The sequence below is a fragment of the Nocardiopsis coralli genome (assembly GCF_014892575.1).
In the GTDB taxonomy this organism is placed as follows: Bacteria; Actinomycetota; Actinomycetes; order Streptosporangiales; family Streptosporangiaceae; genus Nocardiopsis; species Nocardiopsis coralli.
In genome coordinates, this window is the sequence record NZ_JADBGI010000006.1 from 129353 (window position 1) to 152265 (window position 22913).

Annotated in this window: 25 protein-coding genes; 9 read left to right on the forward strand and 16 right to left on the reverse strand. The window is 71.9% G+C overall.

What is annotated here, in order from left to right; genetic code table 11:
* The first annotated feature begins 62 nt into the window (after positions 1–62).
* The 3 genes from mshA to IDM40_RS08585 all read left to right on the forward strand — a co-directional run bounded on the left by mshA (position 63) and on the right by IDM40_RS08585 (position 2748).
* Positions 63–1364: a D-inositol-3-phosphate glycosyltransferase gene (mshA, locus tag IDM40_RS08575; protein WP_193121397.1), complete on the forward strand. Its 1302-nt coding sequence runs from the start codon at positions 63–65 to the stop codon at positions 1362–1364.
* Between the two features lie 43 nt (positions 1365–1407).
* Complete coding sequence (locus tag IDM40_RS08580) at positions 1408–1914, forward strand: YbjN domain-containing protein (protein ID WP_193121398.1); 507 nt, start codon at positions 1408–1410, stop codon at positions 1912–1914.
* Between the two features lie 87 nt (positions 1915–2001).
* Positions 2002–2748 (forward strand): phosphoglyceromutase, encoded by a 747-nt coding sequence (locus tag IDM40_RS08585; RefSeq protein WP_193121399.1) that lies wholly within the window; start codon positions 2002–2004, stop codon positions 2746–2748.
* 109 nt (positions 2749–2857) lie between these two features.
* Here the strand turns inward: IDM40_RS08585 and IDM40_RS08590 are convergent, their stop codons facing one another.
* Together IDM40_RS08590 and IDM40_RS08595 are read right to left on the reverse strand one after the other, a co-directional pair.
* Complete coding sequence (locus IDM40_RS08590; protein ID WP_193121400.1) at positions 2858–3220, reverse strand: DsrE family protein; 363 nt, start codon at positions 3218–3220, stop codon at positions 2858–2860.
* Between the two features lie 4 nt (positions 3221–3224).
* Positions 3225–4007 (reverse strand): GIDE domain-containing protein, encoded by a 783-nt coding sequence (locus tag IDM40_RS08595; RefSeq protein WP_328806972.1) that lies wholly within the window; start codon positions 4005–4007, stop codon positions 3225–3227.
* Between the two features lie 197 nt (positions 4008–4204).
* On the opposite strand from IDM40_RS08595, the gene IDM40_RS08600 reads away from it, so the two are divergent.
* Entirely contained in the window at positions 4205–4789 is a 585-nt protein-coding gene (locus tag IDM40_RS08600) for a nitrobindin family protein (RefSeq protein WP_193121401.1), read from the forward strand.
* 347 nt (positions 4790–5136) lie between these two features.
* Positions 5137–6159 carry a CAF17-like 4Fe-4S cluster assembly/insertion protein YgfZ gene (gene ygfZ / locus IDM40_RS08605; RefSeq protein WP_193121402.1) on the forward strand — a complete coding sequence of 341 codons (1023 nt, stop codon included), beginning with the start codon at positions 5137–5139 and terminating at the stop codon, positions 6157–6159.
* A 103-nt stretch (positions 6160–6262) separates the two neighbouring features.
* On the opposite strand, the gene IDM40_RS08610 is transcribed toward ygfZ, so the two are convergent.
* From IDM40_RS08610 to IDM40_RS08625, 4 genes are all read right to left on the reverse strand, one after another.
* Complete coding sequence (locus IDM40_RS08610; protein ID WP_193121403.1) at positions 6263–7183, reverse strand: NADP-dependent oxidoreductase; 921 nt, start codon at positions 7181–7183, stop codon at positions 6263–6265.
* Between the two features lie 176 nt (positions 7184–7359).
* Positions 7360–8073 carry a type 1 glutamine amidotransferase gene (locus tag IDM40_RS08615; RefSeq protein WP_193121404.1) on the reverse strand — a complete coding sequence of 238 codons (714 nt, stop codon included), beginning with the start codon at positions 8071–8073 and terminating at the stop codon, positions 7360–7362.
* 14 nt (positions 8074–8087) lie between these two features.
* Positions 8088–9344: a Mur ligase family protein gene (locus IDM40_RS08620; RefSeq protein WP_193121405.1), complete on the reverse strand. Its 1257-nt coding sequence runs from the start codon at positions 9342–9344 to the stop codon at positions 8088–8090.
* An 87-nt stretch (positions 9345–9431) separates the two neighbouring features.
* Positions 9432–11546: a hypothetical protein gene (locus tag IDM40_RS08625; protein ID WP_193121406.1), complete on the reverse strand. Its 2115-nt coding sequence runs from the start codon at positions 11544–11546 to the stop codon at positions 9432–9434.
* A gap of 221 nt (positions 11547–11767) precedes the next feature.
* On the opposite strand from IDM40_RS08625, the gene IDM40_RS08630 reads away from it, so the two are divergent.
* The 3 genes from IDM40_RS08630 to IDM40_RS08640 are packed head-to-tail and all read left to right on the forward strand — an operon-like array spanning position 11768 to position 13455.
* Positions 11768–12340: a hypothetical protein gene (locus IDM40_RS08630; protein ID WP_193121407.1), complete on the forward strand. Its 573-nt coding sequence runs from the start codon at positions 11768–11770 to the stop codon at positions 12338–12340.
* Positions 12337–12897, forward strand: coding sequence for a hypothetical protein (locus IDM40_RS08635; protein WP_193121408.1), 561 nt, complete (start codon positions 12337–12339; stop codon positions 12895–12897). Before IDM40_RS08630 ends, IDM40_RS08635 begins: the two co-directional genes overlap by 4 nt.
* Before the next feature lie 30 nt (positions 12898–12927).
* On the forward strand, positions 12928–13455 hold the full coding sequence (locus IDM40_RS08640; RefSeq protein ID WP_193121409.1) for a hypothetical protein: 528 nt from the start codon (positions 12928–12930) through the stop codon (positions 13453–13455).
* A 101-nt stretch (positions 13456–13556) separates the two neighbouring features.
* On the opposite strand, the gene IDM40_RS08645 is transcribed toward IDM40_RS08640, so the two are convergent.
* From IDM40_RS08645 to IDM40_RS08665, 6 genes are all read right to left on the reverse strand, one after another.
* Positions 13557–13862: a DUF1416 domain-containing protein gene (locus IDM40_RS08645; RefSeq protein WP_193121410.1), complete on the reverse strand. Its 306-nt coding sequence runs from the start codon at positions 13860–13862 to the stop codon at positions 13557–13559.
* Positions 13859–14704, reverse strand: a complete 846-nt coding sequence (locus IDM40_RS08650) for a sulfurtransferase (protein WP_193121411.1) — start codon at positions 14702–14704, stop codon at positions 13859–13861. The genes IDM40_RS08645 and IDM40_RS08650 overlap by 4 nt, the downstream gene beginning before the upstream one ends.
* A 330-nt stretch (positions 14705–15034) precedes the next feature.
* Positions 15035–15121, reverse strand: coding sequence for a putative leader peptide (locus tag IDM40_RS28935; protein WP_394296524.1), 87 nt, complete (start codon positions 15119–15121; stop codon positions 15035–15037).
* A gap of 137 nt (positions 15122–15258) precedes the next feature.
* Positions 15259–15594, reverse strand: coding sequence for a TlpA family protein disulfide reductase (locus IDM40_RS08655; RefSeq protein ID WP_193121412.1), 336 nt, complete (start codon positions 15592–15594; stop codon positions 15259–15261).
* A gap of 5 nt (positions 15595–15599) precedes the next feature.
* Positions 15600–16301 carry an LmeA family phospholipid-binding protein gene (locus IDM40_RS08660; RefSeq protein ID WP_193121413.1) on the reverse strand — a complete coding sequence of 234 codons (702 nt, stop codon included), beginning with the start codon at positions 16299–16301 and terminating at the stop codon, positions 15600–15602.
* 239 nt (positions 16302–16540) lie between these two features.
* Positions 16541–17686, reverse strand: a complete 1146-nt coding sequence (locus tag IDM40_RS08665) for a putative quinol monooxygenase (protein ID WP_193121414.1) — start codon at positions 17684–17686, stop codon at positions 16541–16543.
* A 247-nt stretch (positions 17687–17933) separates the two neighbouring features.
* On the opposite strand from IDM40_RS08665, the gene IDM40_RS08670 reads away from it, so the two are divergent.
* Entirely contained in the window at positions 17934–18713 is a 780-nt protein-coding gene (locus IDM40_RS08670) for an HAD family hydrolase (RefSeq protein WP_193121415.1), read from the forward strand.
* Positions 18714–18737: 24 nt separating this feature from the next.
* On the opposite strand, the gene IDM40_RS08675 is transcribed toward IDM40_RS08670, so the two are convergent.
* The 4 genes from IDM40_RS08675 to IDM40_RS08690 form a co-directional block, all read right to left on the reverse strand.
* Entirely contained in the window at positions 18738–19709 is a 972-nt protein-coding gene (locus IDM40_RS08675; protein WP_193121416.1) for a Rossmann-fold NAD(P)-binding domain-containing protein, read from the reverse strand.
* A gap of 235 nt (positions 19710–19944) precedes the next feature.
* The gene (locus IDM40_RS08680; protein WP_193121417.1) at positions 19945–20580 is read right to left on the reverse strand and encodes a histidine phosphatase family protein; all 636 of its coding nucleotides are present in this window, start codon (positions 20578–20580) and stop codon (positions 19945–19947) included.
* A gap of 28 nt (positions 20581–20608) precedes the next feature.
* Positions 20609–21910 carry a glutamate-1-semialdehyde 2,1-aminomutase gene (gene hemL, locus IDM40_RS08685; RefSeq protein ID WP_193121418.1) on the reverse strand — a complete coding sequence of 434 codons (1302 nt, stop codon included), beginning with the start codon at positions 21908–21910 and terminating at the stop codon, positions 20609–20611.
* Between the two features lie 133 nt (positions 21911–22043).
* Positions 22044–22709, reverse strand: coding sequence for a phosphatase PAP2 family protein (locus IDM40_RS08690; RefSeq protein ID WP_193121419.1), 666 nt, complete (start codon positions 22707–22709; stop codon positions 22044–22046).
* Between the last annotated feature and the right edge of the window lie 204 nt (positions 22710–22913).

Genomic DNA, 22913 nt, shown 5'->3' on the forward strand with positions numbered 1-22913 from the left:
TTCGTCGCTGTTGACGACAGCGGTTGACGGCACGACTCGGACGATTCGGAAGGGACCCACCGGTGGCTGGAAGCGTTCCCACGGGAGATCAGGCGGTAGTCCCGTCCAGGGTCGCGACGGTCAGCCTGCACACCTCCCCCCTCGACCAGCCGGGGACCGGTGACGCGGGCGGCCTCAACGTGTACGTGGTCGAGGTGGCCCGGCGCATGGCCGAGCGCAACGTGGCCGTGGACATGTTCACCCGCGCCACCGACCCCGACCTCCCGCCGGTCGTCGAGCTCGTCCCGGGCGTGAACGTGCACCACGTCCCGGCCGGACCGTTCGGACGCCTCGACAAGAACGCACTCGCCGACCACCTGTGCCCCTTCATCTTCGGGATGCTGCGCGCCGAGGCCGAGGCGGCGCCCGGCCACTACGACCTCGTGCACGGCCACTACTGGCTGTCCGGCCGCGCGGGCGTGGCCGCCGCCCGCCGCTGGGGCGTTCCGATGGTGCAGACCATGCACACCATGGCGCGGGTGAAGAACGCGGCGCTGGCCGACGGCGACAGCCCCGAACCCGAGCTCCGCGTCAAGGGCGAGGACCAGCTCGTGCGCCAGGCCGACCGGCTCATCGCCAACACCGAGGACGAGGCGCGCCAGCTGGTCGACCACTACGGGGCGAGCGAGAACCGCATCAGCACGATCCCGCCCGGTGTGGACCTGGACGTGTTCACCCCGGGCGACCGCCGTTCCGCCCTGCGCCGCATAGGGCTGCCCGACGACACGGAACTGTTGCTGTTCGTGGGCAGGGTCCAGCGTCTCAAGGCCCCGGACGTGCTCATCCGCGCCGCCGCCGAGCTGATCGAACGCGACCCCTCCCTGCGTGACCGGCTCGTGGTCGGGGTGGTCGGCGGGCTCTCCGGCGGGGGCATGCGCGAACCCCGGATGCTCACCGACCTGGCCCGTTCCCTCGGCGTGGCCGACGTCGTGCGCATAGAACCGCCGCAGTCGCGCTCCCGCCTGGCCGACTACTACCGCGCCGCCACGGCCACGGTGGTGCCCTCCTACTCGGAGTCCTTCGGGCTGGTGGCCGTGGAGTCGCAGGCCTGCGGCACCCCGGTGGTGGCCGCGCGGGTGGGCGGGCTGTCCACCGCGGTGGCCGGCGGGGTGTCCGGTGTGCTCGTGGACGGCCACGACCCTGCCCACTACGCCGCAGAGCTGCACCGGCTCATCGACGAACCGGCCTGGCGTGCGAAGCTGGCGACCGCGGCTCCGCGCCACGCCGCGACCATGGGCTGGTCGCGCACGGTCGACGAACTGCTCGACGTGTACGGCCGGGCCCTCGCCCCCCGCGCACCGCTCCCCATAGCCGCCTGCCGCTGACGCGGTACGGGCGGCCGACACCGACGAGGAAGGGACACCCCTGGTGACCAGCAACCCCGCGCGCGAGGCCGCCGTCGAGGCGGTCACCGCGGCAGTGGCCGAAGCAGGACTTGACGTGGAGATCCCCCGCGAGGGCTCCTTCCTGGTCACGATCCCGGGCAACGCCAAGCTCAAGACCCTGGTGTGGCTGGAGGCCGGCCCGCACAGCCTCACCCTCACTTCGTTCTTCTGCCGACAGCCCGACGAGAACCACGGCGACTTCTACCGCTGGCTCATGCAGCGCAGCGCCGAGATGTTCGGGATGGCCTTCACCGCGGACGAGGTCGGCGACGTGTACCTGCGCGGGCGGCTTCCGCTGTCCGGCGTCACACGGGAGGAGGTCGACCGCCTGCTCGGGTGTGTGCTGACCTACACCGACGAGAACTTCAACGCCGCCCTGGAACGCGGTTTCGCCTCGGCGATCCGCAAGGAGTGGGCCTGGCGCACCGAGCGGGGCCACGACACCCGGAACCTGCGCGCGTTCGCGCACCTGGCCGAGCAGCCGGAGTGAGACGGGGCGGCCGCGCGGGTGGCCTTCGCCCCGAATGCACGGGGTGAGCTGCGCGGTCCGGGCCGGGGGCTCGTTAGGGTGGGCGGTATGGGAACTCTGGTACTGCTGCGACACGGTGAGAGTGTCTGGAACGCCAAGGGCCTGTTCACCGGCTGGGTGGACGTGGACCTGTCGGCCACGGGCGAGGAGGAGGCCCGCCGCGGCGGTGACCTGCTCCAGGAAGCCGGCGTGCAGCCCGACGTCGTGCACACCTCGCTGCTCAAGCGCGCGATCCGCACCGCCAACCTGGCGCTGGAGAACGCCGACCTGAGCTGGCTGCCGGTCGAGCGCTCCTGGCGCCTGAACGAGCGCCACTACGGTGCGCTCCAGGGCAAGGACAAGGCTCAGACCCGCGAGGAGTACGGCGAGGACCAGTTCATGGTCTGGCGCCGCTCCTACGACACCCCGCCGCCGGTCATCGCCGACGACGACACCTACTCCCAGGCGGGCGACCCGCGCTACGTCGAGCTCCCCCCGGAGCTGATGCCGCGCACCGAGTGCCTCAAGGACGTGCTCGAGCGCACCCTGCCGTACTGGTACGACCAGATCGTTCCGGAGCTGGCCGCGGGCGCCACGGTGCTGGTGGTCGCGCACGGCAACTCGCTGCGCGCGCTGGTCAAGCACCTGGACGGGATCAGCGACGAGGAGATCGCCGGGCTGAACATCCCCACCGGCATCCCGCTGCGCTACGACCTGGACGACGACTTCCACCCGACCAACCCGGGCGGCACGTACCTGGACCCGGAGGCCGCGAAGGCCGCCATCCAGGCCGTCGCGAACCAGGGCAAGAAGTGACCCGGCGCTGACCGAGGTGTCGGGCCCGCGTCCGTGGGGCGCGGGCCCGACGTGTGTCCGGAGGCCGGGGACCGGGCCGGAGAGCAGGGCCCGGAGGCAGGGGCCCGGGTCAGTAGACGAGCGCCTGGGCGCCGTCGGCGAGGGTCTCCTCCACGAAGGTGGGGGCGCCCGCGATGCGCACCCCCTCCGCGAGGTCGTCCTGGGTGAGGTCCCGGCGGGCGGCGCACTGCGTGCACACCGTCACGGTTCCGGCCGCGAGCACGGCGCCGAGGAGATCGGCCAGAGGGGCGGCGTGCGGCAGGTCGAGGTCCAGGGTCTTCCGGGCGACGGCGAACCACGCCGCCTCCCCGGTCAGCCACAGCGAGACCTCGACCCCGCTCGCCACGGCCGCCGCAGCGACCGTGAACGCCTGGTTGCACCGCTCAGGCGCCTCAGCACCGGCGGTGACCTTGATCACCAACGAACGAGCCATGGCGTCAGCCTACTGAGAGCCCGAGGGCCAGCAGCACCGCCCCCGCGACCGCGCAGACCACGAAGGCCGCGGTGAGCGAGAAGGCCTCGGTACGGCGGGGCGGGGTGCGCACGGCAGTGACGTCCACGCCAGGCTCGACCAGGAGCTTTCCGCCCTCGGGAGCGGTGATGACCACCTGGCCGTCACGCACCGCGGGCACCCCGGTCACACGCACGCTCTGACCCCGGCGGATGACCCACTCGCGGTACTCGAACTCGATGGTCTCGCCCCGGAAGACACCGGAGATGCGCCCCTTAACGCGCGGCAGCAGGTCGTCGGCGGCCGCCGCGACACCGGGCTGCGGGCGCCCCACGACGCGCTGCAGGCACAGCTCGGCGCCACGCTGCTCGCTCTCGTCCGGGTCGACGAAGATCCGCTCGCCCTCGGGGTCGCCGCCCTCCGGGACCAGGCCGAACAGGTCCTCGGAGGTGTACTCGGCGATGGAGTCGCAGGTGCGCTGGCGCACGGCGGAGTCCCCACCGTCCCGGTTGAGGGGCCAGTAGTGGCGCAGTACCTCGTGCCCGTGCCAGACGCACCCAGCGCCCGCCAGACCCGAGCTGATGGTGCCCGCCGGGCCGGGCGCGGCCACCCCGGTCAACGTGACACGTTCACCCTGCTGGGCGGCGAGCGCGGAGGGGCGCAGCCGGGCGATGCCCTGTTGGCGCAGCCAGCGCCGCAGACCGATGACGGTCAGCGGCAGGAGGACCACAGCGGCCACGAGCAGCGCCGAACCGATCACCAGTAACACAGTCCGCCCCTTATGAACGCGTCGAAGCTCTTACGGCAGCGGCGGCCCAAGCACCCCGTGGCCACACCGCGTACGGTGACAATCTTTACCAGTTCTTCGGGAAAGCGGGGCCAATTGGGCGTATCCAGCCGGTGGCCGCTGGACGCGGGGCCGCCACGGTCACCGGCACCCCCGCGGCACGGCTACGCTCGGGGGCTATGGACGCTGCGGTACACCCTGATCTGGCGAAACTGTCCTTCCTGATCGGTCGTTGGGAGGGCGTCGGCGTGGCCGGCTACGCCGAAGAGGAAGAGTTCCAGTTCGGCCAGCGGGTCGAGTTCACCCCGCGCGAGGGCCTGCCCTACCTCGACTACCGGGCACAGGCCTGGCGGATGAACCCCGACGGCACGCTCGGCGAGCTGGTGACGGAGGAGTCGGGCTACTGGCGCGCGCTGTCCGAGGGCGACACCGCGCAGTACGCCAAGGACGACGAGAAGAACATCATCCACCTCGAGGTGCTCATCTCGCACAACGAGGGCTTCATCGAGTCCTACCTGGGCAACGTGTTCGCCAACCGTGTGGAGATGGCCACGAACGCGGTCATGCACACCATCACGGGGCTCGAGGTCACGGCCTCGCACCGCCTGTACGGGCTGTTCGGCGAGGACCGCAACACCCTGGGTTACGCCTGGGACCTGGCCGCCCGCGGGCACGACCTGCGCTCGTACATGTCGGCGCAGCTGAAGAGGTCCGAGGGCGAGAACGACGAGCAGAGCGCTCAGGCGGACGCCGAGCAGAGCTGAGACCGAAGGGCTCGGGGGCCGGTCGCTGTCGGGGGCCGTGCCCCGGACATGGGCGGACCCCGGGCCTTCTCCCTCCGAGGAGGGGCCGGTCGGACGAGGCCGGCAGCCCGGGGTCCGGGTGTCCGTCTGGGATTCGCGTCGGGCGCACCGCGCGAACGTCGGGTGTCGCCCTAGCGGACGGACACCTCGCAAGTCCTAAGATCGTGCATTCTTCGGACCACCTCCCTTCTTGCGTGTCTCCGACACTACGTCCGCTCCCGAGAGCGTGGCAAGGGATTTTCCTGACGACGAAACCGCAGTTCAGGGACGCGTTTTCCGACGGTTGGACAGCCGGATAATCTCGGGGCATGACTTCGCCGCTGCTGACCACACCGGGTGCCGTGACCGCCGAGTCCACCGACCAGGGGGTGGCCGCCCACTACGGTGACCCCACCCACGAGGGGCGCGCCATCGAGCGTTCCGCCGCCTGGGTGGACCGTTCCAACCGCGGCGTGGTCCGGGTCTCCGGCCCGGACCGGCTGGGCTGGCTCAACGACCTCACCAGCCAGCTCACCCAGGGGCTGCCCGCCGGGGCCGGGACCGAGGCCCTGGTCATGGACACCCGGGGCCACCTGAAGCACCACCTGTCCCTGGTGGACGACGGCGAGGCCACCTGGATCCACACGGAGCCGGACGCTGCCGCGCCGCTCGCGCAGTTCCTGGACTCCATGCGCTTCATGCTGCGGGTCGAGATCGAGGACCTCTCGGAGAGCCGCGCGATGCTGACCGTGGCGGGCCCCGAGCGCGACCGGATCGTGGACACCCTGGACACCTCCGACATCCCCGTGCGCGCCACGGAGTACGAGAGCGACCTGTTCGTGCCCGCCGAGCGGCTCAAGGAGACCGCCGACGCGCTGAGCGCGGCCGGTGCCAAGCCCGCCGGGCTGTGGGCGTACGAGGCCAACCGGATCTCCGAGCACCGGGTGCGGCCGGGTGTGGACACCGACGAGCGCACGATCCCGCACGAGGTCGACTGGGTCGGCCGCGCCGTGCACCTGGAGAAGGGCTGCTACCCCGGGCAGGAGACCGTCGCGCGGGTGCACAACCTCGGCCGCCCCCCGCGCCGGCTCGTCATGCTGCACCTGGACGGGACGGTGGAGCGCCTGCCCGAGGTCGGTGCCGACATCGAGCTGGACGGCCGCAAGGTGGGGCGTGTGGGCTCCTCCGGCCGCCACCACGAGCTCGGGCCCATCGCCCTCGGTGTGGTGCGCCGCAACACCCCGACCGACGCGGAGCTGACCGTCGAGGAGATCGCCGCGGGCCAGGAGGTCGTCGTCGATCCCGACACCGGGGCCAACGCCCAGATCAACCTCCGGCGCCGGCCCCGGTGACACGGGACGCCCAGCGCCCCCCGGTCGCCACGAGGCGGCCGGGGGCGCTTGTATGCGTATGGCCCTCGGGCGGCGGGAGCGCGGCCCGGGCCACGGGGGCGGATCAGACGGTGAGCACGATCTTGCCGCGCGTGCGCCCCTCCTGGTTCAAGCGCCAGGCGTCGGCCGCCTCGGACAGCGGGAACGCGCGCTCGACGTGCACCGACAGCTTGCCCCGGTCGGCGAGGCGACCGAGCTCCACCAGGTCGTCGTGGTCGGGGCGCACCCACAGGTAGTGGCCGCCGTGTTCGGCAGCGGACGGGTCGGCGATGGAGACCAGACGCGCGGGCTCCTCGAGCAGCGGCAGGGACGCCTCGACCGCGTCTTCGCCCACGAAGTCCAGAGCCGCGTCCACACCCTCGGGGGCCAGGGCGCGCACCCGCTCGGTGAGGCCCTCCCCGTAGGTGACCGGCTCCGCGCCCAGGGAGCGCAGGAACTCGTGGTTGCGCTCGCTGGCCGTACCGATGACCCGGGCGCCGCGGGCACGCGCGATCTGCACGCCGAAGGAGCCCACACCGCCGGCGGCCGCGTGCACGAGCACCGTCTCGCCGGAGACCGGGACGACCCGGTCGATGGACTGCAGCGCGGTCAGGGCCGCCAGCGGTACCCCGGCGGCCTGGTTCCAGTCGAGGGAGAGCGGCTTGTGCGCGATCATCCGCACGCTCGCCGACACGAGCTCCGCGTAGGCGCCGTTCTGCGCCCAGTCCTTGCGGATGTAGCCGTACACCTCGTCGCCGACCCGGTACTCGGGGACGTCGAACCCGGTCGCCTCGACCACGCCGGCCACGTCCCAGCCGGGGATCATCGGGAACCCGGCCTCCATGACGGGGTCCAGCCCGCCGGAGGCGAGTTTCCAGTCGACGGGGTTCACGCCGGCGGCGCGGACCCGGATGAGTACTTCGCCGGGCGCGACCTTGGGGTCGGGGAGCTCGGTCTCGGTGAGCTCGTCGGCGGTTCCGTAGTTGTTCAGTGCCATTGCCCTCATGGTCAGCAACAGCGACGGAGGGCGCCGACGCATTCCGTGGGCCCGCGTGAGCCGCGCCTCCGGCCGGGTCCCGGCCCCAGGGCCCGACACACGTGTGCCCGCCGCACCCCGGAGGGCACGGCGGGCACAGGCACACGCTTCGTCGGGGCGGGGCCCGAACGCGTCAGCTCAGCGCATCAGCGCAGGGCGGCGGCCAGGCGCTCGTCGTGGAGGCGCTCGCCCCAGGCCGGGGGCAGCGGGTTCAGCTGCCCCACGCGCCAGCGCAGCAGCAGGTCGGCCAGCTGCGGGTTCCGGGGCAGGGCCGGGCCGTGCAGGTAAGTGCCCAGCACCTGGCCCTGGTAGGCGCCCTCGGTCCGGTCGTCGTTGCCGATCCCGCGCACGAGCGTCGACAGCGGGCGGGCGGACGGGCCGATCGCGGTGCGGCCCTGGTGGTTCTCGAAGCCGGTGATACGGCCGACGCCGAGCCCCGGGTCGACGTCCGCGACGATCTCCCCGACCGCGCGCGTCTCACCGCGGCCGCTGCGGATGTCGATGATGCCCACACCCGGGAGCGGGTTGGAGTCGTCGTCGCCGTAGGTCTCGCCGATGATCTGGTAACCGGCGCAGACGGCGAACACACACCCGCCGTTGCGCACCGCTCCGGCCAGACCTCCGTCCGCGCGCAGGCGCTCGGCCGCCAGGATCTGCGGGCGGTCCTCACCGCCGCCGAGCAGGTAGATGTCGCCGTGCTGGGGCACCGGGTCGCTGGAGTGGACGTGCACGACCTCGGTGGGGATCCCGCGCAGTTCCGCGCGGCGCTTGAGGATCAGGACGTTGCCCTGGTCGCCGTAGGTGCTCAGCAGGTCGGGGTAGATCCACACGATCCGCAGAGCGCTGCTGGTGTCGGTCATGGTGGTGAACTCCCCTACTGGACGCGGCCGTACGCCGTGCGGATCTGCTGGAAGGCCGTGTAGTTGGCGATGACGTCGACCTTGGTGATGTCGGGGCGCTCGGACTTCAGGCGCCCCAGCACCTCGTCGACACGGTCGGCGACCTCGAACGGGACCCCGTCGGTCTCCAGGCGCAGCGCGAGGTCGGTGCGGCGCTCACCCATGACGAAGACCCGGCGGTCGCGCAGGACCCGGTAGTCGACGTCCCACAACCACGAGGTGTCCTTGCCGTCCGGAACCTGGGCGTTGACCGCGAGGATCACCGGGACCCGCGGCGGGTCGAGCACGGCGAACGACTCCAGCCACCCGGCCGGGTTCTTCGACAGGAGCAGGCGGACCTCGACGCCCATCGTGACCACGGAGGTGTAGCGCCCGGCCACGGACTTGATCTCGCGGAGGCGGTCGATGGTGCGCTCGGGGTGGATCCCGTACCCGGCCGCGGTGGCCGCGGCGATGGCGGCGTTGGCGCGGTTGGCGTCACCGGGCAGGTTGAGCTGTAGCTTGATGCGCTGGCCGTCGGGCGCGACGAGTGTGTCGGCGTCGTTGTCCACGCTCCAGGTGGTCCGCGGACGCGCAAGACCGCACTCGGGGCACTCCCAGTACGGGTCGGTGTCGCGCTTGAGGTGGCCTCCGCACTCGGGGCAGCACCAGGAGTCCTCCTTCCAGCGCTGGCCGGCCGAGACCCAGGTGGCGTTGGGCGCGCCCAGGCCCGCCCACGCGACGAGGGGGTCGTCGGCGTTGGCGATGACGTGGGTGTTGGTCTTGCCGAGGGCGGTACGCCACTTCTTGGCCAGGAGGTTGATCTCCGAGGCGCGGTCCATCTGGTCGCGGCTGAGGTTCATGAGCACGACGAAGGCCGGCTGGGTGGCCTCGATGACCTGCGGGAGGTACTTCTCGTCGACCTCCAGGACCCCGTTGACGGCCGACTTGTCGGACGAGAGCGCGGTGATGTGGCCGGTCGGCATGTTCGCGCCGTACTCGTTGGTGGCCACCCCGCCGAACTCGCGCAGGGCCTGGGCGATGAGGCGCGTAGTGGTGGTCTTGCCGTTGGTCGCGCTGACCAGGGCCAGGCGGCGGCCGCGGGAGAGTTCGCCGAGCAGGTCCGGCGCGACCTTGAGCGCGACGCGGCCACCGATGACGGAGCCGTCTCCGCGTCCGGTGGCACGGGACAGGCCGGCTGCGCTCCTACCCAGTACCGATGCCAGTTGGGCGCGCAAGGGAAGCTCGCTCATCTACTCTCCACTGTCGCTCGATCACCCGGTGTCGCCGGGGTCCGGGGCTTGGGTGATGGTCGGGCCAAGCTTAGTGTCCACCACCGGTCAGGACCGCCAGTCCAACCGTTCGGGAGGAGGCCCGAGGTTGGGCGGGACCTGCTCCGGTGGTCGGCCGGTGTCGGCTCCCACGGGGGCCGGGTGCCGCTCGGGTTCCGCTCCGTGCCGTGTGCCCGTTTCTTCGGGCCCGGCGGCCGGTTGCGGGCGGGTGGCCGGCTCCCCCGTCCGCGGCCGGGCCTGGTCGGCACGGTCGGACGTACCGTGCCCAACGCCTGGGCCGTGACCGGTGTTCCGGGAGTCGTCCACCGTGGCCAGAGTGGCTGTGGACAGGGTGAGGATACCCGGGTTGGTGTCGGCCAGGACAGGACCGGACGGGTCGAGGACCAACGCCACCGTCGCGGGGAGCGTTCGCAGGGCAGCGGCGTCGGTGCCGCTGGTCCGAACGGGTGATTCGTCCCCGTCCGCACCCCCGGGAGGGGCGTCGGAACCCTGCGCCCGTGCGGTCGCCTCGCCCCAGCCGGTGGCCGATCTCACACGCCGCAGGAGGTCGAGCGGGGCCACGGCCGCGGCGGCGCTGCGGACCATCGCCCCGGACTCGGTGTGCGGTGAGGGGAAGAGGCGTTCGTCGTGGGTGTCGGCCTCTTGGTTCCGGACGGACCCGTCGGCGACGGCCTCGTCCCCGACGGTCTCGCTCAGCCGGTGCACGGCCAGGCGTTCGGGGTCCCGGCCGGGGTGCTCGGCGACGGCGCGTGCCAGGAGTTCGGCGTCGCCCTCGTCCGGGCGCATGACCATCGGGAGGCAGCGCGGGTCGTCGAAGCGGGACAGCGCAGCGCCGGAGGCGTCGCGGAAGAGCAGCACGACCTCCACACCGCTGTCCTCGGCCACGGACAGCACCTGCTCGACCTCATCGGCGGGCAGGCGCTCGGCCCCGCACACCACCACCGTGCGCCGGCGGGCCGCGGCGCCGGCCGCGTCCGGGCTCTCACCCAGGAGCTCGCTGAGGGCCGCCACGGCGTAGGTGCCGTAGGAGCGGGCCGCCGACTCCCCCGAGGCACGGTCCACCGAGATGATCTTGACCTGTGCGTAGGCCGCGGCGTCGGCGCGCGTGCCGACCGCTTCGAACGGGGACAGGCGGCGTTCCAGTTCCCAGGCGCGCGCCCACACATCGGGGTCGTCGCCGCAGCGTTCCCGGACCCGGTCGCGGCGGTCGTGGGAGAGCAGGGCCAGCGCGGGGTCGTCGCCGGCCTCGTCGTCCGCGCGGGTGAGCAGGGCGCGCAGCCCGCCGATGATCTCGCCCACGCCGGCGTGCGGGCCCAGGACCTCCAGGAGCCGGAGCAGGAGGGTCTCGTCGGCGTCGGCGCTGTCCGCACCGCCCCCGGACGCGGCCACGGCAGAGAGGATGCGGGCGCGCTGGCCGGCGTCGAGGTCGGTGCCGAGCGTGACCAGCGGGAGGTCGGCCGGGAGCACCCAGTGCCGCGGCGCGACCGCGCACCGTCGGGCCAGGCGCCCGAGCTCGCTGGAGACGCCGTGCCCGGTGAGGTCGACGACGGTGAGGTCGCCGCCCTCCCTCAGCCGGGAGAGCCCGACCGTGGTGAGCAGCGCGGACCAGCCCGCGTCGGTGCCGCCGGCCACGACCACGGAGCCGACGCCGTCGGGCACGGTGACGCCGTACCAGTGGGGCTGGGCCTCGTAGGCGCGGAAGGCGCTCTGCCATGCGGTGTAGGCCTCGGCGTGCTCGCGTTGGCGTTCGCGGAGGAGTCGGTCGCGTTCGTCGCGTTCGGCATCGAGGCGTTCGCGGGCTCGGCGGACCCGTTCGGAGACCACGTGGCGCCCCTGGAGGAGGGCGACCGCGATCGGGGCGGCGATGGTCACGCAGGCGAACACCCCGGCCAGGGCGAGGATGCCCGGAAGGATGCGCAGCGCCCACAGCAGCGGGCACAGGAGCGCGATGAGCCCGAGCCCGACCAACGCGGCGTAGAGGGGGCGGTTGGTGCGGGCCTCGTCGCTGCGTTCGACCTCGGCCATCCCGTCACCCGGCGGCTCGGCGTCCTCGGGGGCGGGTCGGCGCGGGGCCTCCCCGGGGTGCGGGATGAGGACCGCGGGCCGCCATCCCACATAGGTCCGTGAGGTCCGCGCACGGGGCGCACGTGAGGGGGTGGACATCGTCCCGACACCTCCTGTCCGACCTTGAGTGACTCAAGTGAAGCAGGACCCGCGACGGTCTTCCAGCCCTCGTGTCCACCCCTGTGGACAACCGCGGCGTCCTCCGCTGCGAACAGGACCGGGACCGCGGTTCCGACACGCCCGGGAAGAGGGGCCCGTGCCGATGTTTGGCCCCCGGAGCACGGGCACGGTGACCGGTACCCCCACGGGAAGGAGCCCCCGTGTCCGAGCCGACCCTCCTCCTCGTCGTCTCACTGATGTTGCTGTGCCCGACCTGCCTCGCCGGCATCGTCTGCGTGGTCAAGGGGGTCCGTTGGGACAACGACCGAGGCGAGCCCGGCCACCCTGCCCACGGCAGTCTCACCGAGCTGTGGTCCGCGCGGCTGCTCGAGACCGCCCCGATCTCCTCTCGGCGCCATCGGCGGGCACGGGCCGTGGTCCGCTCCGGTGAACGGACCGACGACCCCGAACTCGCCCCCGCCGTGCACGCCTTGGCCGCCACCCGGATCATCTACTGGTGGAACCCCTGGACCTGGTCGGGTCAGGCCCTGTTGTTCGTGACGCTCGCGGGCACGATCGGCCTCAACCCCGCCACGTACCTGTGGGGAACCGCCGCCGGGCTCGCGACGGCCGTGCTCGCCGTCGGCATGGTCGTCGCCCAGCCGCGCATGGTGGCCCGCTACGGCCGGGCCCTCGACGCGCACCGGCCATACGTGGCGTGGGGCGATCCGCGGGAGACCGTGCCCGGGCGGTCGCCGACCACCGCGAAGCACCGGGACCGGAAGGGCTCATGACCGTAATCCACGAGATCCGCACCCTGCTCATGGTCGCCTCCATCGGGCTGATCCTCGCCGCTCTGGTGCTGCTCGCACTCTCCATCCGGTGGAAGCGCAGGAACCGAGGGGGTGGGACGTGGGCCGAGCGGGCGCTCGTCAACGGGCTCCGGCACCGGTTGCACGAGGTCGCTCCCCCGGATCTGAGACGGCAGGCCGCGCGTACCGTCCGCCGGAGGGAGACCACCACCGATCCCGGCCTCGGCCGCGCCGTGCACCTCACGGCCCGGATGTGGCGCCTCCACGCGGAGGACCCGTACCACCACGCCGCGCTGGCGCTGCTCCTGGCCGGGACCTCGCTCAACCTCGTGCACATCGGGCTTGGTCCGACCGACCCGCTCGCCCTGTCCCTGGCGGGAGCACCGGGGCTCGTCCTCGCCCCGTGCCTGCTGTTGATCCGCCGGCTCCGGCTCTCCCGCACCGAAACCGCACTGGAACAGCACGCGCCGTTCACCCATCCCGAGGACGAGACCCCATGGGAACCCACCGACACGTCACCACCACCGCGCGAGAGATGACCGTCCCACTGCATCCGGCCCAGGAGCCCCGTGTCCTCCCTCGAGAACATTGCCCACTTCACCCTCACCGTGCTGGCTCTGGCCACCGCGCTCGTCCTGCTCGCTCTGCACGTGCGATGGCACCTGCGGCACGGACTGCGGGTGAGTACGCGCGCCGGTTACCACCCCCGGTTCCGGCTCGACGAGCTCGCACCGCCGGGTTCCGACGTGCGGCGCCAGGTCAAGCGCATCATCCGCCGCGGAGACACCGCCGACGATCCGAGCCAGGGCCGTGCCGTGCACCTCATGGCCTGGGTCCGCCACCGCGAGTACGGGAACCCGTGGCCACCGTGGCTGGGGCTGGCCGCGGGTACGGGGTTCCTCCTGAACTCGTCGCTCTGGCCACTGACCGAACAGGGTTCCTGGTTGCCGGGCGGCCTCGGTCTCTTCTGGCTCGGGGCCGGCACGTTCTGGTGGTTCGCCCGGCGGACACAACTCCGCCTCACCGAGCAGGCCATGGCCCGGCACACGTCCTTCGCCGACCCCACCGACACGGTCCCGCCCAGGGCGCAGGGCTGAGCGGGAAGGCACACAGAAGGGCGCCGGCGGGGACCTCGTGGGTCCCCGCCGGCGCCCTCACACGTCGACACCGTCGCGGGCCGCGGCCCGCGGCACAGGTGTCAGGCGTTCACCTGGATCTCGATGACCTTGCCGACCTCGGCGGTCACCGGGTACTCACCGGTGAAACCCTGCGAGGCGAGCACGCGCACCTTCCAGTCGCCGTCGGCGGCGAAGAAACGGAACGTGCCCTCGTCACCGGTGGCCACCTCGCCGACGAAGTCGTCCGAGGCGTTGAGCAGTCGGGCGTAGGCGCCGCGCAGCGGCTGCCCGTCACGGGTCACCGTGCCCTGGATGACGGCCTGGTTGCCGGCGTCCACGTCGGCGAGGGCGACCCCGCCCTCGGGGGCTCCGCAGCTGTCGCTCACTTGGCCTCGGCCTCCCCCAACTCGACCGGGACGCCCACGAGCGAGCCGTACTCGGTCCAGGAACCGTCGTAGTTCTTGACGTTGTCCAGGCCGATGATCTCGTGCAGGGCGAACCAGGTGTGCGAGGAACGCTCGCCGATGCGGCAGTAGGCGATGATGTCCTTGTCGAGGTCCACCCCGGCCTCGGTGTAGAGCTCGCGCAGCTCGTCGGCGCTCTTGAAGGTGCCGTCCTCGTTGGCCGTCTTGGCCCACGGGATGTTGCGCGCGGTCGGGATGTGGCCCGGACGCTGCGAGGTCTCCTGCGGCAGGTGCGCGGGGGCCAGCAGCTTGCCGGTGAACTCGTCGGGCGAGCGCACGTCGACGAGGTCCTTGGTACCGATGGCGTCGACGACCTCGTCGCGGAAGGCGCGGATGGCCGTGTTCTGGGCCTTGGCCTTGTACGCGGTCTCGGCCCGCTCGGGGACCTCCTCGACCAGCTCGCGGGAGTCGAGCTCCCACTTCTTGCGGCCGCCGTCGAGCAGGCGCACGTTGTCGTGGCCGTACAGCTTGAAGTACCAGTACGCGTAGGCGGCGAACCAGTTGTTGTTGCCGCCGTACAGGATGACCTGGTCGTCGTTGCCGATGCCCTTGCTGGACAGGAGCTTCTCGAACCCGGCCTGGTCGACGAAGTCGCGGCGGACCGGGTCCTGCAGCTCGGTCTTCCAGTCGATCTTGACGGCGCCACGGATGTGGCCCTTGTCGTAGGCGGCCGTGTCCTCGTCGACCTCGACGAGGACCACGCGGTCGTCGTCCAGGTGAGCCTCCACCCAGTCGGCGTCCACGAGGACGTCGGAGCGGCTCATGGGGAACCTCCAGTGTTGTGGTGCGGTGTCACGTGTTGGCGCTCTCCGGGCTGCTGCCCGGGAAGCGGATGATCCGGGGGTCCGGGCGGTCTCCGTGGCCTTCGGCTCTCACGTGCGGGGGCGCAGGGGTTCTCGCTGCGGGTACCGGAAACAGCCCCCGGGGCCGGTGGGGCCTGGGGCGTGCGGAGGATCCGGGGCGTTGCGAGAAGGGCACCGCGACGAGGGATCGCGGGCTGCCGGTGACGACATGCATGGAATGCTGTCCCCTGCGTGCGCGGGTGTGATGACCGGTCGGCACGGCTCGGCGTGGGCCTCGGGGGCCCGACCGCCCTAGGGACACGGACAGAGCGCGCCGGCGACGCGGCAGAAGTCCACTGCCCGTCGCTTCGTCAGATACGCGCTCGTCAAGGAAGTCACGTCTGCGACGTTACCGGCCCGACCCGGAATTTGTCACTAGTGGCCTGGATCACAGGGCACCCTGGGATGCCCGCTCAGAAGGGAAACCCGGTGCCTCGGGCCCGCCCCGGAACGCCGACCCGGGACGCTGGAACCCCTCAGGCCACGGCCTCGCCGATCGCCGCGATCACGTCGGGCTTGCGCGGCTGTCCGACCGCCCGGCGCACCACACGGCCGTCGGCGTCCAGCACGAACACGGTGGGGGTCCCGGCGATACCGAGTTCCCGCACCAGTTCCAGGTGGGACTCGGCGTCGATCTCGGTGTGCACGACACCGTCGACCATGTCGGCCACGTCCTCGAGGATCCTGCGTGTGGCACGGCAGGGCTGGCAGAAGGCCGAGGAGATCTGCACGAGCGTGGCCCGCTCCCCGAGCGGGCCACCGACCCGGTCGGCCGTGAGCACATCGCCCACGGCCCCTTGCGTGCCGTCCATCCCGATCAGGCCGCCTCGCCGCCCATGATCGGCACGTCCGACGCGGTGCCGTCGACGCGGACGCCCGAGCTGTTCGGGTCGACGTCGGTGATGTGCAGACCGTAGGGCAGGTCCGGGATCTGGATGCTGAAAGCGAGCATCCCGGCGACGCTGTCGACGACCTGGGAGGGAGCGCCGTCCACCTCGACGTCGACCGGCCGCACGTGGAGGGTGTCGTCGTCGACCTCGAACTCGGCACCGGAGGAGATCTGGGTGCTGAGGTCCAGTTCGGTGATGGCGAGCTCACCGGACATCCGGGGCTCCTCGCCCTCGTCGTTGATGGTCACGCCCTCGGGCAGCTGGGAGTTGAGGTAGCTGTACGGGAGCACGACCGAGCCGTCGACCTCGCCCGCGGTGACGTCGGGGTCGCCGCTGACGAGGTCCATCAGCGGGGCGTCGACGTCGGAGAGGTTCACCCGCACCTGCTCGACATCGACGTTCTCCACCGTGGCGCTGTCGGCGCTCAGGTTGATCTCGGAGTAGTTGCCGCTGATCGCCTGGGGAAGGAACGCCCAGCCCTCGACGGACACGTCCGGCTCTTCCGGCATGTTCATCTGCTGGGCGGTCTGTGAGGCGATCGTGTTCTGCGCGAAGCTGCGGGCGAGCACATCGCCCACGACCACCACGACAGCCAGGAAGATCAGGAAGACCACAAGGAACTTACGCATCGGAAATCCCAGAACACTCTCTCTTGCTCCGGCGCGCGTTTCGGCAGGGTGGTCCGGCCGTCTTGGTCACACGCCATCGGCACCATGCGGGTACCGGTCAGAAAAAACCGTCGCAACGGTACTTCACCCGGACTTCGACGCTCTCAGTCTCCGGACGGTTCGACAAACCAGGACGAAGTGACTCAGTCGAGACTTCCCGTCCCGGCCCTGGACCGCACCGGGCGTCTGTACCGAGCAGGTCAGCGCGGCATGAGCATAGCCGCGAGACCCTCACCGGCGGCCGCTTCCGACAGGGAGAGCTCGATCACGTTGGTGGCGACGACGATCCCGGTGCTGCGGCGCTGGAACTCGAGCACGTGCGGCTGCTGCTCGTGCTCCTCGCGGGCGAGGTCGTCCCGGTAGATCGCGTAGACGATGCGCTGCTGCTGCGCGCCCGACACGGTGTGGGAGGCGAAGAGCAGGGTGTCGGGCTCGTTGCGCGAGACCTCGGCCACGACGGCGCTCGACAGCTGGTCGAAGGCGGGCATCTGGCCGTCGGCGATCGTGTAGATGGTGATGACGCCCCGGGCCTTGGAGGCCTGGGAACGCGGCGGACCGTCGTAGAGGTCGTCGTAGGACTCGGCGTGGCGGCGCTTGCGTCGCACGGGCTCCTCCGGAGGGTCTTCGAGGTCGTCCTCGTCCGCGTCGTCGTACTCGTCGTCGTAGTAGTAGTCGTCGTCATCCTCGTAGCGGTCCCTGCGAGGGCTGACGGCCAGAGCCGCGGCGCCCCAGAGGGCCGAGACCGCACCCAGCATGAGCAGCGGACCGAGGGCGTCCAGACCGAAGCGGCCGACGACGACGGACAACAGCGTGCCCAGGACGACCAGTCCGACGACGGCCAGGTCCAGGCCCTTGACCGCGGAACGGCGGCGGGCGACCGCCACGAGGGCGGTCAGCAGCAGGACGGCGGCCAGGCCCTGGGTGACACCGAGGAGGACACGCGGGATGAGGTCGTAGTGGTCGGAGAAGGCGGGGAACGTGGCGCCGAACTGGCCGCTCAACCGGTCCACGCCGAACACGACCAACGGGACGATGGTGAGGGCGCTCAGCAACAGGCGCGACGCGAAACGCGCCATGGGGGCGCGCACGGCGTACTCGAAGGCGCCCCAGGCCATGTAGAGCGGCCCGAACAGGCTGACCCCGATCTGGAGCAGCCTGAAGGTGAGTTCGCCGAAGTCGAACATCGCGCCGATCACGGCCGCGCTGAGCCCAACGGTCATGCCCAGTGCAGCGATCAGCCAACCGATCGAGGCCGCACCGGGACGGCGCTGTGCGTACGCGGCGAGGGCGGCGGTGCCGCTCCAGCCCACCAACGCGCTTATGAATGCCAGTCCTACCGTCACCATCACGAACAATGATGCTTCACGTCAGTGGGTGGATGTGCACCACGTGCACTGATTCGGCACCCTCGTCAGGGGCGATCCCGCAGAACGAGGGCTACTCACGGGTTCAAAAGTGTGATCTTCATCACCCGTTTTTCCTGCGTGACCCTGTGACGGTGCGGCGACGACCTGGGGCCTTAGGCTCAGCACACACGGGGATCCTCCCCCCGAAGACGGAGGGCCGCCTCCCCACCCGAGCCAGGAGTAGAACGTGTCACAATCCGTCCGGCCCGGGGCCGCCTTCTTCGACGTGGACAACACCCTCATGCGGGGTGCGTCGATCTACCATTTCGCCCGCGGGTTGGCAGCCCGCGACCTTTTCACCACACGCGACCTGGTGCGATTCGCGTGGGGGCAGACCGTCTTCCGCATCACCGGGAGCGAGCAGCCCGACCACATCAACGCCGCCCGCGAATCTGCCCTGGCCTTCGTCGCAGGCCACGACGTGGACGACCTCGTGGCGCTGTGCGAGGAGATCTACGACCACACGATGGCCGACCGGATCTGGGAGGGCACCCACGCGCTGGTGCGCCGCCACCTCGACGCCGGGCAGCCCGTGTGGTTGGTGACCGCGACACCGGTGGAACTGGCCCGCATCATCCAGCGCCGCCTCGGGCTGACGGGGGCGCTGGGCACCGAGGCGGAGCGTTCCGGGGGCGTCTACACCGGGCGGCTCAACGGCGACCTGCTGCACGGGCCCGCCAAGGCCGTGGCCGTGCGTGAGCTGGCCCGGGAACAGGGGCTGGACCTTCAGGAGTGCTCGGCCTACAGCGACTCCTACAACGACCTTCCACTGCTGTCGCTGGTCGGGGACCCGAACGCGGTCAACCCGGACGGCGAACTGCGCCGCTACGCCCGCGCGCACCACTGGCCGGTGCACGACTTCCGCCGGCACCGGCGCGCGGTCAAGGTCGCCGTGCCCGCGGCCGCTGCGGGGGCAGCGGCGGGGCTGGTGGCGTTGAAGGTGGCACGGCACCGCGCCGCGCAGTAGGGCACCTTCGGCCCGGGGACCTGCTCAGTCGGAGCGGCCCAGGGTCGCGCGGGCCAGCGCCAGCACGTGGATCGGACGCAGCCCGTGTCCGCGTGTGGTGTGCGCACGGCCGCGGCGCGCGGTGCGTGTGCGCCCGCGCACCCCCGCGTAGTCCTCGAAGGCCTGCGCGGAGCTGTACGAGGGGCCCCACCCCAGAGCGTGTTCCAGGGCCCCGGTGTCCATCGAGCGGCCGCTGACCGCCGCGTGCACCGCCCGCTTGGCGCTGAGGCTGGCGTAGTCGATGCGCCCGCGCTTGGCAGCCCGGCGCAGCACGTCGAGCCCGCGCGCGGGGACCGGGAGGCGCTGGCCCCCGACCCGGCGCAGGCAGTGCGAGAGCGGGACGGTGTCGGCGCCGGCCACGTCGAAGAGACCGTCCTCCTCGGACAGCGCCATACGCACCAGGGCCTCGGCGGCGTCGTCCTCGTGCAGGAAACGCACGTGCGGGTCGCTGCCGAGCGCCGTGGGCACCACACGCTGGTCCAGGTACCGGGTGAGGGGGGTGTCGACCGAGGGGCCGATGAGGTTGGCGAAGCGCAGCACGGCCACCGACATCTCGGGGCGGCGGCGCTGCAGTGCACGTGTGTGTTCCGCGACCTGGGCGGCGTCGTCGGAGTCGAGGGTGACGCCCGCCCGCACGACCAGGCGGCGCACGCCCTCGGTGTGCCGCAGGGCCGACAGCATGCGCACGGTGCCCAGCACGTGGTTCTCACGGTTGGGTCCGCGCTCGGTGTCCAGGCCCAGGTGCAGGACCAGGTCGGCGCCGGAGTCGGCGACGATGCGGGCCAGGCTCTCCTCGTGCAGGTCCACGTGCGCGAACTCGAAACCCTCCGAACCCGGAGCCGGTGGGGAGGAGTCCGCCCCGATCACCCGGCGCACGCCGGCGACCCCGCTGAGGGACCGGGCGACCCCGGCGGCCAGTGGGGTGGAGACCCCGGTGACGAGTACGACACGAGCCATGGGACACGTTCCTTGACGGAGACGAAAGCGGTTCCGGGACGCCCCTGGGGGCTCCCCGGCGGGTACGCGGATCCGTCTCCCACGAGCGGTGGAAAGGCGTCCGCGGTCCGTGAGACACAACGGTGCCCCACTCAAAAAATTCCACCCCGCCGGTCAACCGCCCGTCAACCGGCGGGGTGCACGAAGCTGCCCCGGCGTCCGCGCACACCCGCGTGGGCGGGCGGACGCGCCGGGGTCAAGCGCCGGGCACGCCGGGGCCGTCACCGTACAGCGACGCGGCCGGTTCGGCGTAACTGACGCTGGCCAGGCGCTGCTCCACGAAGGTCAGCGACGTGACGCTCGCGAGGTTGCACTCGCGCAGGTCGGGGCGGTGCCAGAGGCGCTTGCCCTCGGCGGCGCGGCGGGCCATCCAGATCGGCAGCTGGTGGCTCACGCACACCGCCTCGCGCCCCCAGGCCGCGCGCCGGGCGACCTTGATGACCTCGACCATCCGCTGGACGATCTCGGTGTAGGCCTCACCCCACGAGGGCCGGAACGGGTTGTAGACCCGCGACAGCACGTAGGGGTCGCGCACCGAGCGCACCGACAGGGACATGCCCTCGAACTCGTTGGCCGCCTCGACGAGCCGGTCGTCGAGGGTCACGGGGAGATCCGTGCGCTTCTGCAGCGGCTCGGCGGTCTCCTGGGTGCGGTCGAGCGGCGAGGAGTACAACGCGGCGATGTCGTGGCCCTCGAACCAGTCGGCGGCCATGTCGGCCATCTCGCGGCCGCGGTCGCTCAGGTGGAAGTCGGGCATGCGCCCGTAGAGGACCTTCTCGGGGTTGTACACCTCGCCGTGCCGGACCAGGTGCACGACGGTGGTCGTGGTCATCGGGAACGTCTTCCTGTCGTGTGCTGGGTCATGCCTGGCTCTGCGCCTCGGCGGCGGCACGCGCGGCGCGGGGCAGGGCGGAGACCACCTGCTCGATGGCGGCCTCGTCGTGCGCGGCGGAGAAGAACCACGCCTCGAACGCCGCGGCGGGCAAGTACACGCCCTGCTCGAGCATGGCGTTGAAGAACGCGGCGTAGGCCGCGGTGTCGGTGGTGCGCGCGGTGTCGAAGTCGACGACCTCGTGGTCGGTGAAGAAGACCGTGAAGAGGTTGCCGCCGCCCTGCACCCGGTGGGGCACGCCCTCGGCGGCCAGGGCCTTGGACACCTCCGACTCCACCTGGGCGGAGACCCGGTCGATGTGCTCGTAGACCTCGGGGGTCGCGCCGCGGAGCGTGGCCACGCCCGCCGCGGTCGCCAGCGGGTTCCCGGACAGGGTTCCGGCCTGGTAGACGGGGCCGTTGGGCGCGAGGCGGTCCATGACGTCGGCGCGCCCGCCGAAGGCAGCCGCGGGGAGGCCGCCGCCCATGACCTTGCCGAAGGTGACGAGGTCGGGGGCCACGCCCTCGAGCCCGAACCAGCCGGACGCGCTCACACGGAACCCGGTGAGGACCTCGTCGAGGATCAGGAGCGCGCCGTGCTGGTGCGCGATCTCCTTGAGGCGGGCGTTGAAGCCGGCCTTGGGCGGGACCACGCCCATGTTCGCGGGGCAGGCCTCGGCGATGACGCAGGCGATGTCGTCGCCGTGCTCGGCGAAGGCCTGCTCGACCGCCTCGGGGTCGTTGTAGGGGAGCACGATGGTGTCGGCCGCGCTGGCGCCGGTCACGCCGGGGGTGTCGGGCAGCGCGAACGTGGCCAGGCCGGAGCCGGCGGAGGCGAGGAGGGCGTCCACGTGGCCGTGGTAGTTGCCCGCGAACTTGACGACCTTGCTGCGGCCGGTGAAACCGCGCGCGAGGCGGATCGCGGACATGGTCGCCTCGGTGCCGGAGTTGACGAGGCGGACCTTCTCGACGGGGGTGCGCTCGGAGATGAGTTCGGCCAGCTCGACCTCGCCGGGGGTCGGGGCGCCGTAGGAGGTGCCCGCGTCGACGGCCCCGTGGAGGGCCTCGACGACGCCCGGGTTCGCGTGCCCGAGGATCAGCGGTCCCCAGGAGCAGACGAGGTCGACGTAGCGGCGGCCCTCGGTGTCGACGAGGTAGGGGCCCTCGCCCTTGACGAAGAACGGCGGGGTGCCGCCGACGGCACCGAAGGCACGGACGGGCGAGTTCACACCGCCGGGCACGACGGCGTTCGCCCGCTGGAAGAGCTGTTCGGAAGTCTGTTGAGTACCCACGTCACCAGTGTGTCAGGTGTGCCGGAGTGCCCGTCCGTGACCCGCCCCGCACCCCGGCCGCCCGCCTGCTCAGGGGCTGCTGCGACAGGAAGTGCCCCGGGCCGGGGCCCGGGGCACGTGTGCGTGGGGAGGGTCAGACGCGGGCGTCGGACCCAGGTGCGGGGGCCTCCGCCGGCTCGGCGGGCCGGGGGGCGTCCTCGGCGCGCAGCAGGGGGCGCAGGCGGTCGACCTCGGCGAGGCGGTCGACGAGCCCGGTGAGCGGGCGGGCCATGGCCAGGGAGACCAGTGTGGCGACGGTGGCGCCGACGATCAGGCCGACCGTGACGTCGTGCGGGTAGTGGGCGCCCACCAGGACGCGGGAGAAGGCCTCGAGCACGGCGAGCACCGCGACGGGCAGGGCCATGCGGTGCCAGGTGATGACGATGGCGGCCGCGGCGGCGCCGGCGATGGCGGCGTGGTTGCTGGGGAAGGACCAGTCGCCGATGGGGTCGCAGGTGGCGATGGTGCTCAGGTCGGTCATGGCCTGGCAGGGCCGCAGCTGCTCGAAGAAGGCCTTGATGGTGCGGCTGACCATGTACGCGACGACCGTGGCCACGGGGGCGAAGAGCGCCAGTCCGACGGTGCGCGAGCCGAGGGAGCGCGCACGCCACCAGGCGGCCAGGAACAGCACCGCGAAGGCGACGAGCAGCAGGTCCGTGCCGAACTCCGCGACGCCCTGCACCCAGGGGTCGAGGCCGTCGGCGAACTCGATCACCGATCGGGACCAGGCAGCGCTGACGGCGAAGATCTCGGAGATCATCATGCTCCATCGGGGTCGTGCGGGGAGGGTCGCGCCCTGTGGGGGACGGGGGGGCGGGCGACGCACCGTCGGGAGGTGACGGGACTCCCACGGGCGGATGACGGGAAAGCCTTGCTGTATGACCAAACTAGCGGCTCCTGTGAGCCTCTGTGTTCGGGTGCGGGGAAAGAGACCGGGACCACGGCGGACCACCTGCGATACCGG

Bases quoted from the DNA above. Each gene is read 5' to 3' on its own strand.
- IDM40_RS08600 (WP_193121401.1), top strand. From the start codon at position 4,205: ATGGACGCTGCGGTACACCCTGATCTGGCGAAACTGTCCTTCCTGATC.
- ygfZ (WP_193121402.1), top strand. From the start codon at position 5,137: ATGACTTCGCCGCTGCTGACCACACCGGGTGCCGTGACCGCCGAGTCC.
- IDM40_RS08585 (WP_193121399.1), top strand. From the start codon at position 2,002: ATGGGAACTCTGGTACTGCTGCGACACGGTGAGAGTGTCTGGAACGCC.
- IDM40_RS08590 (WP_193121400.1), bottom strand. From the start codon at position 3,220: ATGGCTCGTTCGTTGGTGATCAAGGTCACCGCCGGTGCTGAGGCGCCT.
- IDM40_RS08650 (WP_193121411.1), bottom strand. From the start codon at position 14,704: ATGAGCCGCTCCGACGTCCTCGTGGACGCCGACTGGGTGGAGGCTCAC.
- IDM40_RS08690 (WP_193121419.1), bottom strand. From the start codon at position 22,709: ATGATCTCCGAGATCTTCGCCGTCAGCGCTGCCTGGTCCCGATCGGTG.
- IDM40_RS08675 (WP_193121416.1), bottom strand. From the start codon at position 19,709: ATGGCTCGTGTCGTACTCGTCACCGGGGTCTCCACCCCACTGGCCGCC.
- IDM40_RS08660 (WP_193121413.1), bottom strand. From the start codon at position 16,301: ATGCGTAAGTTCCTTGTGGTCTTCCTGATCTTCCTGGCTGTCGTGGTG.
- IDM40_RS08625 (WP_193121406.1), bottom strand. From the start codon at position 11,546: ATGTCCACCCCCTCACGTGCGCCCCGTGCGCGGACCTCACGGACCTAT.
- IDM40_RS08665 (WP_193121414.1), bottom strand. From the start codon at position 17,686: ATGGTGACGGTAGGACTGGCATTCATAAGCGCGTTGGTGGGCTGGAGC.
- IDM40_RS08655 (WP_193121412.1), bottom strand. From the start codon at position 15,594: ATGGACGGCACGCAAGGGGCCGTGGGCGATGTGCTCACGGCCGACCGG.
- IDM40_RS08680 (WP_193121417.1), bottom strand. From the start codon at position 20,580: ATGACCACGACCACCGTCGTGCACCTGGTCCGGCACGGCGAGGTGTAC.
- IDM40_RS08610 (WP_193121403.1), bottom strand. From the start codon at position 7,183: ATGAGGGCAATGGCACTGAACAACTACGGAACCGCCGACGAGCTCACC.
- IDM40_RS08635 (WP_193121408.1), top strand. From the start codon at position 12,337: ATGACCGTAATCCACGAGATCCGCACCCTGCTCATGGTCGCCTCCATC.
- IDM40_RS08615 (WP_193121404.1), bottom strand. From the start codon at position 8,073: ATGACCGACACCAGCAGCGCTCTGCGGATCGTGTGGATCTACCCCGAC.
- IDM40_RS08620 (WP_193121405.1), bottom strand. From the start codon at position 9,344: ATGAGCGAGCTTCCCTTGCGCGCCCAACTGGCATCGGTACTGGGTAGG.